The organism is Mesoterricola sp. JemC181 (assembly GCF_055384585.1).
Genome location: NZ_AP045076.1, coordinates 3,966,525 through 3,980,357, shown reverse-complemented (window position 1 = coordinate 3,980,357; position 13,833 = coordinate 3,966,525). Strand labels below are relative to the sequence as shown.

The window sequence follows — 13,833 nt, the reverse complement described above, 5'->3', positions numbered from 1 at the left end:
CGTTGGGTTCAGAGGGTCGCGGCGGCCTGGGCCACCCAGTCGAGGTCCTTCTTGAGGTCGGCGGCGAGGAAGGCCCGGTCCGCATCGCTCCACAGCGGGATGGGATGGGCCTTGGCGGCGTTGCGCAGGTAGGACAGACGCAGCTTGTCCATGTCCTGGACGCTGCCCCGCACCTGCTCCAGGCGCTCGGGTATGACGATCACCCTGCCGGGGACGTTCTCCCGGGGATCGCCCACCCGCACCTCGATGCCGTTCTCCCGGGCGAAGGAGAGCTGGCGGTTGTGGTGCTTGCCGGCGCCGGTGTACTCCGTCTCCTGAACCACCACGATCTGGTCCCGGTCCATGGCGCGGGCCAGGGTCACGGCCGCCGTGAGGCTGGTGTTGCCCGCCGGGCCCCGTTCCAGGCCCTCCAGCTTGGCCAGGAGTTCGGTGACGTAGAACACCTCGCCCTGGGTGACCAGCTGGTACTCGTCCATGTAGCGCAGGCTGCGGGCCGCGTTGCGGGGCACGTCCACCCGGTCCGGCCAGGTGGCGAAGGGCACGCCGAAGCCCGTGTGGCCGGTGGTGAAGGACTTGCGGTTGAAGTCCGTGTCGGAGGCCATGTGCAGGCCCCCCAGGTCCACGGAGCAGGCCACGACGCGGGTGCCGGTGCTGCCGGCCGCGATGAGGCCCCGGGCGGTGCCCGTGAGGTTGCCCCCGCCCGCGTGGGTGATGACCACGGCGTCGGGGTCCTTGCCGTAGCGCGCCCGCACCTGCTCGGCCACCTCGACCCCCAGGGTCTCCACGCCCTTGATGCCGAAGGGGGTGTAGAGGCTGGCGTTGAAGAAGCCCGTGGTCTCGAGGGTGAGCAGCAGCTGGAAGAAGAGCTCGGGCCCCACGGAGAGGCGCTGCACTTCGGCCCCGTAGGCTTCGCAGGCCCGGCTCTTCTCCAGGATCTCGGGCTGCCCCACGCCGCGGCTGTCGAAGACCTCCTGGACGATGATGCACTTCAGCCCGCGCATGGCGGCCTGGGATGCCACGGCCGCGCCGTAGTTGCCGGAGGTGGCCGCCACGAGGCCCGCGTAGCCGCGCTTTTTCGCCTCGAAGGCGCTGATGGCCGCGCGGCGCGCCTTGAAGGACCCGCCCGCGTTGGCGGCCTCGTCCTTGACGAGGATGCGGGCGCCCTTGCCGGGGCCCGCGAAGGCGCGCACCGCCTCGGTGAGGTTGGTCAGTTCGAACAGCGGCGTGTTGCCGACCTTGGTCTCCGCCTGGATGCGGACGATGTCCTCCAGGGCGTACCCGGTCTCGCGCATCATGCGCTCGTAGTCGAAGGCGATGGGACTCTGGATGTAGTCGGTGAAATCGATCCCCAGGCTGGCCTTCATGATCTCGTTGCGCCGGCCCATGACGGCCTGGTAGGACATGTCCTTCATGGGCGCACCCCGATGTGGAGGAGTTCCGGAACGGTCGTGCCGAAGCTGTGGGAATAGCCGGGATTGACGACCTTCAGGGCGCCCTGGTGGGCATGGCCGATCAGGCTGTGCACCGTGACCTGGGCCCCCAGTTCGGCATCCTCCTGGAGGAAGCCCGAGATTCTGAGGACGTAGGGACAGATCCGGGTCTCTTCCGGGAGATTGGGGGCCCGGTCCCCGGGCTGAAGCAGCACCCGCTCGATCTCGACCCAGGTGCCCTTGGGAATGACGTTCATCATTGGCTCCCTTTTTTGGCTTATCCGGCGATCCTCCGCGAGGCCTCGCAGAGGATCGCCGGGGAAAAGCTACGGATGGATCTGTTCCCTCATGTCGCCCATGATGGCGCGGGGCACGGGCAGGTCGATCATCGTGAACAGGCCCGGGCGCGCGTTGATCACCTGGGGGATCATGTTGATGCACATGGCGATGGTGCCGATGCCGCCGGGGATCTCGGGCTTGTTGGACAGGTTCACGTTGGGGGTGCCCTTGATCACCACGTAGTCGCCGGTGTCGGTGCCTTCGAGTTCGGGTTCGATCTGCTGGGGGTGGACCATCTCGACGGCCAGCTTGCCGTCCACGGTGCCGAAGCCCAGCATGGTGCAGCCGGCGACGTTCCCTGGCTTCACTTCCGCGTACTTCGTCTTGCGCAGGACGTTCGAGACGATCGGGGCCATGGACTGCTCCACGGGCTTGTCCAGCTTCCAGCCGATGGCGTCGCAGATCATGTTCACGGACTCGTTGAAGCCCACGTGGCCGGCCAGGTGCCCGGAGGCGGACTGGGCGTTGAACTCGTCCAGGGTCAGGCCCACGCCCTGCTCCTCCATGACGGCGGGGCCGAAGGGGGACAGGCTGTTGACGCGCTCGGCCTTGATGTAGTCCACGTCGGTGCAGGCGCCGGTCATGAGGATCACCAGCAGGTCCATCATCAGCCCGGGGTTGATGCCGGTGCCCAGGATGCTGACGCCGTTGGCCTTGGCCAGGCGGTCCAGTTCCTCGGCCAGGGCGGGCTCCTTGGCCTTGGGGTAGGCCATCTCCTCCGCGGTCGAGATGACGTTGATGCCCTGCTCCACGATCAGCTTGATCTTGTCGAAGGCCTTGCGGGTGAAGCTGTCGGTGGCGAGGATCACCACGTCGGCGCTGCCGCGGGTGACCACCTTGTGGATGTCGCCCTGGATGACCACGTCCCGGCGGTCCCCGCGGGGCACGCCCAGGACCTCGAACATGCTCTTCCCGACGCGGTCGGGGTGGATGTCGCACACGCCGACGATGTCGACGCCCTTCTTGCGCAGGAGCACTTCGGCGATGCCGCCGCCCATGGCTCCGAATCCCCAGATGGAGACCTTCACGTTTTCCTGTCTCATGTCTTCTCCCGGTCTACAGCGTGGCGACCATGACGGCCTTGATGGTGTGCATCCGGTTCTCCGCCTCGTCGAAGGCCTTGGAGTGGTGGCTGCGGAAGACCTCGTCGGTCACTTCGCGGATGTCGTAGCCCTTGTCCATCATGTCCTTGGCCAGCTTCGTCTCGAAGTCGTGGAAGGCCGGCAGGCAGTGCAGGAAGATCATGTCGGGGTTGTTCGTCTTCTTCACGAGGTCCATGGTGACCTTGAAGGGGGTCAGGAGGCGCACGCGCTCGGGGATCTGGTCCTCCTCGCCCATGGAGGCCCACACGTCGGTGTAGATGACGTCGGCGCCCGCGACGGCGTTCACGTCGTCGGTGATCTCGATCTTGGCGCCGGTGAGCCTGCCCACTTCGCGCACCCGGTCCAGGATCTCCTGGCTGGGGTAGAGCTCCTTGGGCCCGAGGCCGACGAAGTGCATGCCGGTCTTGGCGGCGCCGTACATCAGGGCGTAGCTCATGTTGTTGCGGATGTCGCCGGCGAACACCAGCTTGACCTTGTTGAGGGGCTTGGCCACGTGCTCCTCGATGGTGAGGAAGTCGGCAAGGATCTGGGTGGGGTGGTCGACGTCCGTGAGGCCGTTCCAGACCGGCACGCCGGAGAACTTCGCCAGGTTCTCCACCACTTCCTGCTTGTAGCCGCGGTACTCGATGCCGTCGAAGAACCGGCCCAGGACCTTGGCGCTGTCCTCCAGGGACTCCTTCTTGCCCATCTGGGAGCTGTTGCTGTCCAGGAAGGTGACGTGGGCGCCCTCCTCCAGCGCCGCCACCTCGAAGGCGCAGCGGGTGCGGGTGGAGGCCTTCTCGAAGAGCAGGACGATGTTCTTGCCCTTCAGGAGGTAGTTGTAGATGCCCATGCGCTTCTTGGCCTTGAGGTCCCGGGAGAGGTCCAGGAGGTAGCGCACCTCCTCAACGGTGAAGTCCATGAGGCTGAGGAAGCTGCGACCCTTGAGGTTGACGGCCATGGTGGTTCTCCTTTTCGGCATGGCAAGTATATTGCGCATTTTTGGGATGTGCAATATATTACCCTTTGAGGTTCCCATGGCCTTCGACCCGCGAAAACTCTTCCTCCCCATCTCCCTGAACATTGTCAAAAAGCGGCACGACCTGAAGTGGAGCCAGCAGGAGCTGGCCGACCGCGCCGGGCTCTCCCGGCGCATGATCGGCATGATCGAGAGCGGCGAGAGCAACGTGAGCCTGGCCACCCTGGGCCACATCGCCGCGGCGTTCGAGCTGACCTTCTCCGAGCTGGTGAACGCGGCCCAGGAGGCCCCCCACCCCGACCGGGGCGTCCAGCTCTGGCAGGGCAGCAGCCCCGGCACCAAGGTGGACCTGCTCCAGAGCTTTCCCGCGAAGCGCACGGTGGAGCTGTGGAAGTGGACCATCGCGCCCGGGGACCGCTACCAGGGCGAGCCGGACCTGCCGGGATACCGGGAGATGGTGTACGTGGTGCGGGGCGAACTCACCCTCGAGCAGGGCGGCGCGACCCAGGTGCTCAAGGCCGGCGAGTCCATCGCCTTCCCCTCGGACACGCCCTACGCCTTCGCCAACACGGGCAAGGGGAGCCTGAGTTTCATCCTGAACGTCGTGGCCTAGCTTTTCCTCGGCGAACCTCGGCCCCTCGGCCACCTCGGCGATGCATTCTGTTTCAAGACGGTGCGGCGCAATGGATCTTCGCGCCGCGGCATCCATGAATAGAAAGGCATCGCCGAGGTGGCTGAGGGGCCGAGGTTCGCCGAGGAAACTACCCGCCCCCGACCAGGGGGAACAGGGCCAGGATGTCCCGGTCCTCCAGGGGCCTGTCCAGGGCGGCATGCAGTCCGTTCACCATCACGATCCCCATGTCCCTGGCGGTGAATTCGAGGCTCTGGATGACGTGGAGGCAGTCCACGCCATCCGGGAAGGCCTTCTCGGCCTCCTTGAACCTGCCGTTGCGGAAATGCGCGAAGAGCTTGACGGTGACGATCATCAGAAGTTCCAGAACGCGTCGACCTCTTCGTCGGTGAAGTCCCACACGGCGTCGTGCGGAGCGACGGGATCGGTGCGGAAGAACTCGGGAAGCCGGTCGTGGACGCTGGTCATGCCGGCGGCCATGTTGAAGCCGCGCTCGGTCTTGAGGACGGTCTTGCCCAGGGCCACCACGTCGTCGCCGGTGAGCTCGGCGCCGTACCGGGCGTTGATCATGTCGATCATGGCCGGCAGGCACTCGGGGATGTCCAGGGCGGGGAAGGCCACGAAGATGCACATGCCCGTGGAGTCGATGGCGGCGGTGGCGATCTGCAGGTTGCGGCTGAGCTCGACCTGGCCGTCCTTCTTGAGGGGATCCACCTGGCCGCCCACGTTGAGGATGTTGGTGGCGATGGTGTAGCCGGCGGTGTGGTCGGCGCCCATGGGGGTGGTGGCGTACGTGATGCCGATGCCCTTGACCGAGCGCGGATCATAGGCGGGGATGCCCTGGTTCTTCACCACGGGGACGCGGGTGATGCCGTAGGTGCGGCCCACGGCGCCCGCGCCCGAGGCGATGACGCGGCCCAGGGCGGTGCCCTGGCCCACTTCCTCGCGGAGGATGCGCAGCATCTCCTTGCCGTCGCCCCAGGGGAGGATGCCGGCCTCCATGGCCACGCCGAAGGCGACCGCGGTCTCGATGGAGTCGATGCCCAGGTCGTCCATGATGCTGTCGGCCGTCGCGATGTCGTCCAGGTCGGTGATGGTGCAGTTGGCGCCCAGGCCCCAGATGGTCTCGTACTCGAAGCCGGAGGTGAGGTAGTTGCCGTCCTTGTCGTTGTAGACCTGGGAGCACTGGATGACGCAGCCGGCATGGCAGCCGTGGCGCGGCTTGCCGCCGCGGGCGACGATGGTTTCGTGCATGGTCTCGCCGCAGATGGACTCGTGCCCGTCGAAGCGGCCCGAGGTGAAGTTGCGGGTGGGCAGGCCCCCCGCCTCGTGCAGGATGTTCACCAGGACGTTGGTGCCGTAGGTGGGCAGGCCGGTGCCGCTCACGGGATGGTCCATGAGGGCCTTGGTGAAGACGCGGGAGGCCGCCTTGAACTTGTCGGGATCGGCCAGCTGGATGCCGGGGGCGCCTTCGTCCTCGATGGTGATGAACTTGACGCGCTTGGAGCCCATGACGGCGCCCAGGCCCCCGCGGCCGTGGCTGCGGAGCTTGCCCGAGGGGTCCCGGACGGAGATGTTGGCGGCCGTCACGCGCATCTCGCCGGCGGTGCCGATGGAAAGCACGCCGGCCTTCTTCCCGAGGCGGCCCTCGATGGCCTCCAGCACCGCGAAGTTGTTCTTGCCGACCAGCTCCCGCTCCTCCTGGATGGCCACCCCGTCCCTGGTGACCCGCAGGCCGTACCACGCGGCGCCCTTGGGCATGCCCTCGACGATCAGGGCCTTGATGCCGAGCCGCGCGAACATCTGGGCCGCGGTGCCGCCCACGTTGCTCTCCTTGATGCCGCCGGTCAGCGGGCTCTTGGCCCCGCAGGAGAGGCGGCCCGAGTTGGAGGCCGACGTGCCCGAGAGGAGGCCGGGGGCGAAGACGAGCTTGTTGTTGGGGCCCAGGGGGTGGCAGGCCGGGGGGACCTCCCTGGCCACGATGGTGGAGGTGAGGGCGCGGCCCCCCAGGCCCGCCCACTCCCCGGGCGTCTCCTCGATCCGGGTGGTGAGGTCGGTCAGGTTGACCCTGAGAATCCTGTCCATCGTGTTCTCCCTTTGAGCCGCATGGCGGAACCCGTGTAAATGCATGGGTTGTGCCACGGGTGGCGCTGGGGTCCGGATGCCAGCCTCCATCAGGGGCGGTTCAGGAAAAAAGATGGGATTATCAATGTTCCATGCATGTGCAACTCCGTCACATGTTGCGCAACAGCGTACCGCCGCCCGGACGATATGTGACACTTCGGTACGGTCCACGCCAGGAGCAGTCATGGGTTATCGCAAGATCAACACGCCGGCCATCCTTTCCGCCTGGGAGCAGTTCGTCAGCACGGGGGACCTGGAGCCGGGCGTCCTGGCCCCGGAGGTGGAGGCGTCCTGGCGCCGGTGCCAGGAGGCGGGGGTGGATCCCTTCGCGGGCCGGGCCATGGGGGTGCTCCGCCCCTCGGCCTTCGCCGCGCTGGTGGAGCGCAAGCAGGACCTGATCCGGGTCGCCAAACCCTTCATGGACAACCTGTTCAGCCTGGTGGCCGGAGCCTTCGTGGTCCTGCTCTTCGACGAGAACGGGATCCTGCTGGAGGCGGTGGGGGATCCTGAGCGCATCCGCACCTGCCAGGACCTGAACCTCAACGGCGGGGCCCTGTGGGACGAGCACGAGGTGGGGACCAACGGCGCCGGCACCTGCCTGGTCCTGGGGCGGCCCTTCCAGGTGTCGGGCCCGGAGCATTTCTGCCGGAAGCACCACCGCTGGACCTGTTCGGGCGCCCCCATCCTCGACCCGGAGGGCAGGGCCCTGGGCGTCCTGGACCTGTCCGGGCCGGTGGACGAGACCCACTCCCACACCCTGGGGCTGGTGATGGCTTCCGTGGCGGCCATCCAGAACTCGCTGGTCCTGGAGCAGCGGAACCAGGAGCTGACCCTCCTGAACGACCGGCTCTCCCGCATCCTGGGCACCGTCACCGACGGCGTGATCGTGGTGGACGCCCAGGGCGCGATCGGCCGGATCAACCCCGTGGCGGAGCGCATCCTGGCGATCCGGGGGCCCCAGGCGGAAGGGACGGCCATCCAGGACCTGGTCCTGGACCCCGAGCCCCTCGCGGCGCTCCTGGCGCAGGGGCGGGAATTCCTGGACCGGGAGGTGGACGTGCGCAGCGGCCAGGGCCTGCAGCACTGCCTGGCCAGCGGAAAGCCCATCCTGGGCGCCGCCGGGGCGGTGCGGGGGGCCGTGCTGTTCGTGAACCCCATCAACAAGCTCAAGCGGCTCGTCAACCGCTTCTCGGGGGCCCAGGCCACCTTCCGCTTCGAGGACATCCTGGGGGGCGGGGAGGCCCTGGTGAAGGCGGTGCAGCTGGGGCGGGCCGCCTCGGAGAACGACAGCAACGTCCTGCTGACGGGCGAGAGCGGCACGGGCAAGGAGATGTTCGCCCAGTCCATCCACAACCAGTCCGACCGGCGCAGGGGGCCGTTCGTGGCGGTGAACTGCGGGGCCATCCCCCGGGAGCTCATCGCCAGCGAGCTCTTCGGCTACCAGGACGGCGCCTTCACCGGGGCCGCCCGGGGCGGCCGCCCCGGGAAGTTCGAGCTGGCCGGGGGCGGCACCCTCTTCCTGGACGAGATCGGGGACATGCCCCTGGAGCAGCAGGTGGCCCTCCTGCGGGTGCTCCAGGACCGCACCATCACCCGCCTCGGCGGGGACCGGGCCTTCCTCGTGGACGTCCGGATCATCTGCGCCACCCACAAGGACCTGCGGGAGGAGGCCCGGCGGGGCACCTTCCGCCAGGATCTCTACTACCGGCTCAACGTCTCGACGATCAAGCTCCCCCCGCTTCGCGAGCACCCCGAGGACGTCCCGGTGCTCCTGGAGGCCTTCCTCCGCAAGCTCAAGGGCCGCGCCGGCCTGGCCATCGACCCCGCCGTGGTGGCCGTCCTCCAGGCCCACGCCTGGCCCGGCAACATCCGGGAGTTCCAGAACGTCGTGGAGCGCATGGCCCTTTCGGTGCGGGGCGGCCGGATCCAGGTGGAACACCTGCCCGAGGAGCTGCTGAGGCCGCCGGAGGCGCCTCCGGCGCGGCTGACGGCCGTGGCCTCGGGGCCCGTGAAGCTGCGCGACCTTCTGGCGGAGGAGGAGCGGGAGGACATCCTCGCGTGCCTGCGCTCGGCGAAGGGGAACATGACCCGGGCGGCGCAGGATCTCGGGATCTCGAGGAACACCCTCTACCGGAAGATGGAGAAGTTCGGGATCTAGCGCACCGCTTCCCTTGCGATCATCAGTTCCTCGTTCGTGGGCACGACGGTCACCACCACCTTGGAATCCGGCGTGCTGATGATCCGCTCGCCCTTGCCGTGCTCGTTGGCCTCGGGGTCCAGCTTGACGCCCAGGAACGTGAGCTTGCTGCAGACCTTGGCCCGGACGAAGGTGCTGTGGGTGCCGATGCCGGCGGTGAAGGTGATGGCGTCGACGCCGTCCAGGACCGTGGCGTAGGAGCCGATGAACTGGCGCACGTTGTAGGTGAGGAGGTCCCGGGCCAGGCGGGCACGCTCGTTACCTTGGTTGGCGGCCTGTTCGATCTCCCGGAAGTCGGAGGAGACGCCTGAAATGCCCAGGAGTCCGGACTTCTTGTTGAGAAGATCGGTGATGGCCTTGTAGTCGAGGTTCTCGTATTCCATGAGCATCTCGACCACGCTGGGGTCGATGGTGCCGCAGCGGGTGCCCATGATCACGCCCTGCAGCGGCGTCATGCCCATGGAGGTGTCCATGCTCTTGCCGTTGAGCACGGCGCAGATGCTCGTGCCGTTGCCGATGTGGCAGGTGATGATCTTCAGGGAGCGCAGGGGGCGGCACAGGAGCAGGGCGGTGCGCGCGGCCACGAAGGCGTGGCTGGTGCCGTGGAAGCCGTAGCGCCGGATGCCGTACTTCTGGCTGAGGTCGTACGGGATGCCGTAGATGCGGGCGAAGTCGGGGATGTCGTGGTGGAAGGCCGTGTCGAAGACGGCCACGTGGGGGACGTCCGGGAAGGCCTCCATGGCCGTGCGGATGCCCAGCGCGTTGGCGGGGTTGTGCAGGGGGGCGTAGAGGGCGAAATGCTCGATGTCGCTCACGACCTCCTCGGTCACCAGGACCGAGTCCCCGTACTTGGGCCCGCCGTGCACCACCCGGTGGCCCACCGCGTGGATGGGGGTATCGTGGAGCACCGCGGCGCGCAGGCGCTCCAGGATGGCCTCCAGGGCCTCCCGGTGCGTGGGCAGGGGCAGGGCCTCCTTGCGCTTGTCGCCGGCGAGGTTGCACTCCAGGTTGGCTTCCGCCAGCCCGATGCGCTCGGCCATGCCGTCGGCGATGGAGACCTCCTTCGCCATGTCGAAGAGGTTGAACTTGAGACTGGAGGAGCCGGCGTTCAGGACGAGGACGAACATGGGACAAACAATAGCAGGAGATGCAAGGGATAATGGCCCCGATGAGAATCTTCCCCGTCCCCAGCCTCCGCACCCGGATCCTGCTCCTGGTCTGCGCCACCCTCGTCCCGGCCCTCCTGGTCACCGGGCTCCTGGTGAGCTGGCAGATGGAGCGGCACACCCGTGCCCTGCTGGCGGACAAGGCCGCGGTGGTGGCGAGCCTGGCGGCCCGGGACGAGGAGGTGGTGGAGACCCTGTCCGGGAGGCGTTCCGGGGCCCAGGCCTCGGCGGAGCGGCTGCGCCTGGCCTCGGGCGTGGACTACGTGGTGGTCCTGGACCTGGCCGGCAAGCGCATCACCCACCCCAACCCCTCCCTCATCGGGGACCGCTTCCAGGGCGGGGACGACCGGGAGGTGTTCCTGGGCCGCACCTACACTTCGGTGGCCCGGGGCACCCTGGGGACGGCCCTGCGGGTGTTCATGCCGGTCTACGGCCGGGACGGTGGGCAGGTGGGGGCGGTGGCGGTGGGCGTGCTCATGACCGGCATCGACCACCACCTCCTTGTGGTGCGCCGGATGGTCCTGGGAGGCCTGCTCCTGGGCCTGGCCACGGGGGTCCTGGGGGCGTTCGCGGTGGCCTCCCGCATCAAGCGCAACCTCCTGGGCATGGAGCCGGTGGAGATCGCCGCCGCCCTCCAGGAGCAACTGGCGGGCGTGAAGCTCTACGCCGACGCGCTGCGGGGCCAGACCCACGAGTTCATGAACAGGCTCCACGTGATCCTGGGGCTGGCGCGCCTGGGGGAGATGGAGCGCCTCGCGGACTACCTCGCGGACCTCGCCCGTACCGCGGACGGCGACGTGGGCGGCGTCGTGAGGGCCGTGAAGGACCCGGTGATCGCGGGCTTCCTCCTGGCCCGGACCGCCTCGGCCCGGGAGAAGGGCCTGCGGGTGGTCCTGTCGCCGGACTCCAGCGTGCCGTCGCCGGGGGCGCCCGCAAGCGTCCACGACGTCATCACGATCCTGGGCAATTTCCTGGAGAACGCTGTGGAGGCCATGGGCGCGGGAGGCGACATCGACGTCTCCCTGCGGGCGGAGGAGGGCAGCCTGGCCATCCAGGTGGAGGACCGCGGACCGGGGCTGCCCCCGGGGCCCGTGTTCGCCAAGGGCTTCTCCACCAAGGGCGCCGACCGGGGCTACGGCCTGCACCATGTCCGCCAGCGGGTGGAGGCCCTCGGGGGCACCCTCGCCGCGTCCGGCCGCGAAGGGGGCGGCGCCCGTTTCCGGGCCGTGATCCCCTTCCCCGAGGAGGTTCAGCCATGATCCAGGTGCTGCTGGTCGAGGACGATCCCATGGTGGCCGAGGTCAACCGCCTCTACGTGGACCGGGTGCCGGGCTTCCGTACCGCGGCCAGCGCCCGGGACGGCGCGGCCGCCCTGGAGGCGCTGCGGACCCGCCGGATCGACCTGGTGCTCCTGGACATCGGCATGCCGGGCCCGGACGGGCTGGACCTGCTGGCCGCCATCCGGGCCTCGGACGTGGCGGTGGACGTCATCTTCGTCACGGCCGCGAGGGACACCCGCACCATCTCCCGGGCCCTGAAACTGGGGGCCATGGACTACCTCATCAAGCCCTTCGAGTTCGAGCGCATGCGGCAGGCCCTGGAGCACTACGCCCAGACGCACCGGATGATGAGCCTGGACCGCCCCGCCAGCCAGGACGAGCTGGACCGGGTCTTCGCGCGGTCCGCGGCGGCCCCGGACCTGCCCAAGGGCCTGGACCGCGGAACCCTCGGCAGCGTGTGGGAGGCCCTGGGGCCCCTTGCGCAGGGGGAGCGGGGCTTCACGTGCGAGGACCTGGCCCGGCGGGTGGGGCTCAGCCGGGTCTCCGTGCGGAAGTACCTGGAGTTCCTCTGCACGATCCAGGTGCTGCGCCGGGGCTCGGCCTACGGCGCCATCGGGCGGCCCCTGCACCTCTACCAGCTGCAGGCCGGGGGCGGAGAGGCCGTCCGCCCCTTTCTTTAGTTATAAAACTTGAAAATACTTTCAATAGCTTCCACCCGGAGGGGCGCCCCGCAATCATGGGGTTGAGATCGATAAAAAAATATCGATTTAAGGGTTGGAGGCAGCATGCACCGAGTGATCCGGAAATTCCTGGCCGGCATGGCCGTGGCCGCGGCGGCCCTGGCAGCGCCGGCCCCCCTGGCCCGGCTCCACGCGGACAAGGGCGTGGCCTGCGCGGACTGCCACGGCAAGGGCAAGGCGCGGGTGGACGACAACGAGCAGGCCCCGAACCTCGCCTGCGTGCGCTGCCACGGCGACCTCAAGGCCATGGCCAAGGGCGCCGCCGATCCCCTCAACCCCCACGCCTCCCACCTGGGCGCGACCAGCTGCACCATCTGCCACCGGGGCCACGAGGCCTCCCGGTCCTACTGCCTGAGCTGCCACGATTTCGACATGAAGATGCCCGGCGGGACCGACGCGGCCTGGAAGCCCCGGCCCGATCCGGCCCGCAGGGACAGGCGCGTGGACCACGCGGACGTCGTGGTGGTGGGCAGCGGCGCAGCGGGCATGGTGGCGGCCATCACCGCCCACGACGCCGGGGCCCGGGTCATCGTCCTGGAGAAGCAGCCCCTCACCGGCGGCAACTCCATGCTGGCCGAGGGCGGCATGAACGCCGCCGGCACGAAGGCCCAGGCCCGCAAGGGGATCAAGGACAGCGTCGAACTCATGCGGGAGGACACCCTCAAGGGCGGCAAGTTCCTGGCCGAGCCCGCCCTGGTGGAGATCCTGGCCCGGGGCTCCGCGGCCTCGGTCGACTACATGGAAGGTCTCGGGGCCGATCTCTCGGACGTGGGCCGCCTGGGCGGGGCCAGCGTCAGCCGCGCCCACCGGCCCACGGGGGGCCTGCCCGTGGGCGCCCACCTGGTGGAGGTGCTCCGGCGCAACGCGGCCTCGCGCAAGCTGGACGTGCGCGTGAACTCCCGGGTCGTCAAGCTCCTGGAGGGCAGGGACGGTGCCGTCACCGGCGTCGAAGTCTGCGGCCTCCACCGAGGGACCTACCGGATCCTCGCGAAATCCGTCGTGATGGCTTCGGGCGGCTTCTCGGCCAACCCCGCGCGGGTGGCGCGCTACCAGCCCTCCCTCGAGGGCATGGCCAGCTCCAACCAGCCCGGCGCCACCGGCGACGGCCTGGACCTGGGCGAAGCCAGGGGCGGCAAGCTGCGGGACCTGGAGCAGATCCAGATCCACCCCAGCGTCGCCAAGGGCAGCCGCATCCTCATCACCGAGGCCGTGCGGGGCAACGGCGCCATCCTGGTGAACCGCCAGGGCGAGCGCTTCTTCAACGAGATCGGCACCCGGGACGCCGTGTCCCAGGCCATCCTGCACCAGGAGGGCAAGTCCGCCTTCCTCCTCTTCGACGAGGGCGTCCGGCAGAGCCTCAAGCAGATCGACGGCTACTTCCACCTGAAGCTGGTCAAGGAGGGCGCCACGCCCGAGGACCTGGCCCGGGTGCTGGGCCTTCCCGGTGCGGCCCTCCGGGCCACCCTGGACGCCTACAACGCGGCGGTGGACGCCAAGCTCGATCCGCTCTTCAAGCGCCCCGACCTGCCCAGGGCCCTGCGCACCCCGAAGTTCTACGCCATCGAGGTGAACCCCGGCATCCACTACACCATGGGCGGCCTGGCGGTGGACACGGCCACGCGGGTGCTGGCCAAGGACGGCAAGGCCATCCCGGGCTTCTTCGCCGCGGGCGAAGTCACCGGCGGCGTGCACGGCGCCAATCGGCTGGGGGGCAACAGCATCTCCCAGACGATCACGTTCGGGCGCATCGCCGGCGAGACCGCGGCGGGTTTCGCGAAGCGCCAGCCGGAGCGAAAGTAATTAACGTTTAATCCAAATCGGCCGGCTCCGACCGAATTCTTTTCCGCCCCCGGCCGGACCCGGGG

At 68.7% G+C, this 13,833-nt stretch carries 12 protein-coding genes; 5 read left to right on the top strand and 7 right to left on the bottom strand.

What is annotated here, in order from left to right; genetic code table 11:
* Nucleotides 1-8: 8 nt before the first annotated feature.
* The 4 genes from ortB to argF all read right to left on the bottom strand — a co-directional run bounded on the left by ortB (nt 9) and on the right by argF (nt 3,812).
* Complete coding sequence (gene ortB / locus ACZ5MC_RS17535) at nt 9-1,412, bottom strand: 2-amino-4-oxopentanoate thiolase subunit OrtB (RefSeq protein ID WP_464516379.1); 1,404 nt, start codon at nt 1,410-1,412, stop codon at nt 9-11.
* A complete protein-coding gene (gene ortA, locus ACZ5MC_RS17530; RefSeq protein ID WP_373432553.1) occupies nt 1,409-1,690 on the bottom strand; it encodes a 2-amino-4-oxopentanoate thiolase subunit OrtA in 282 nt (93 codons plus the stop codon). The genes ortB and ortA overlap by 4 nt, the downstream gene beginning before the upstream one ends.
* A gap of 66 nt (nt 1,691-1,756) precedes the next feature.
* On the bottom strand, nt 1,757-2,812 hold the full coding sequence (gene ord / locus ACZ5MC_RS17525; RefSeq protein ID WP_464516378.1) for a 2,4-diaminopentanoate dehydrogenase: 1,056 nt from the start codon (nt 2,810-2,812) through the stop codon (nt 1,757-1,759).
* A gap of 13 nt (nt 2,813-2,825) precedes the next feature.
* Nucleotides 2,826-3,812: an ornithine carbamoyltransferase gene (gene argF, locus ACZ5MC_RS17520; RefSeq protein ID WP_306601771.1), complete on the bottom strand. Its 987-nt coding sequence runs from the start codon at nt 3,810-3,812 to the stop codon at nt 2,826-2,828.
* Nucleotides 3,813-3,888: 76 nt separating this feature from the next.
* On the opposite strand from argF, the gene ACZ5MC_RS17515 reads away from it, so the two are divergent.
* Nucleotides 3,889-4,443, top strand: a complete 555-nt coding sequence (locus tag ACZ5MC_RS17515; RefSeq protein WP_306601770.1) for a helix-turn-helix domain-containing protein — start codon at nt 3,889-3,891, stop codon at nt 4,441-4,443.
* A gap of 148 nt (nt 4,444-4,591) precedes the next feature.
* Here ACZ5MC_RS17515 and ACZ5MC_RS17510 read toward each other — a convergent pair whose 3' ends face one another.
* Together ACZ5MC_RS17510 and ACZ5MC_RS17505 are read right to left on the bottom strand one after the other, a co-directional pair.
* Nucleotides 4,592-4,816, bottom strand: coding sequence for a MoaD/ThiS family protein (locus ACZ5MC_RS17510; protein WP_306601769.1), 225 nt, complete (start codon nt 4,814-4,816; stop codon nt 4,592-4,594).
* Complete coding sequence (locus ACZ5MC_RS17505) at nt 4,816-6,546, bottom strand: aldehyde ferredoxin oxidoreductase family protein (protein ID WP_464516377.1); 1,731 nt, start codon at nt 6,544-6,546, stop codon at nt 4,816-4,818. The genes ACZ5MC_RS17510 and ACZ5MC_RS17505 overlap by 1 nt, the downstream gene beginning before the upstream one ends.
* 223 nt (nt 6,547-6,769) lie before the next feature.
* Between ACZ5MC_RS17505 and ACZ5MC_RS17500 the strand changes: the two genes are divergently transcribed.
* Complete coding sequence (locus ACZ5MC_RS17500) at nt 6,770-8,743, top strand: sigma-54-dependent Fis family transcriptional regulator (protein WP_464516376.1); 1,974 nt, start codon at nt 6,770-6,772, stop codon at nt 8,741-8,743.
* Here the strand turns inward: ACZ5MC_RS17500 and ACZ5MC_RS17495 are convergent.
* Nucleotides 8,740-9,909, bottom strand: a complete 1,170-nt coding sequence (locus ACZ5MC_RS17495; RefSeq protein WP_306601766.1) for an acetate/propionate family kinase — start codon at nt 9,907-9,909, stop codon at nt 8,740-8,742. The two genes, ACZ5MC_RS17500 and ACZ5MC_RS17495, sit on opposite strands and share 4 nt — an antisense overlap.
* Before the next feature lie 32 nt (nt 9,910-9,941).
* Between ACZ5MC_RS17495 and ACZ5MC_RS17490 the strand changes: the two genes are divergently transcribed.
* The 3 genes from ACZ5MC_RS17490 to ACZ5MC_RS17480 all read left to right on the top strand — a co-directional run bounded on the left by ACZ5MC_RS17490 (nt 9,942) and on the right by ACZ5MC_RS17480 (nt 13,768).
* Nucleotides 9,942-11,207, top strand: coding sequence for an ATP-binding protein (locus tag ACZ5MC_RS17490; protein ID WP_464516375.1), 1,266 nt, complete (start codon nt 9,942-9,944; stop codon nt 11,205-11,207).
* Nucleotides 11,204-11,908, top strand: a complete 705-nt coding sequence (locus ACZ5MC_RS17485) for a response regulator (protein ID WP_464516374.1) — start codon at nt 11,204-11,206, stop codon at nt 11,906-11,908. The genes ACZ5MC_RS17490 and ACZ5MC_RS17485 overlap by 4 nt, the downstream gene beginning before the upstream one ends.
* Before the next feature lie 105 nt (nt 11,909-12,013).
* On the top strand, nt 12,014-13,768 hold the full coding sequence (locus ACZ5MC_RS17480; RefSeq protein ID WP_464516373.1) for a flavocytochrome c: 1,755 nt from the start codon (nt 12,014-12,016) through the stop codon (nt 13,766-13,768).
* Nucleotides 13,769-13,833: the final 65 nt, after the last annotated feature.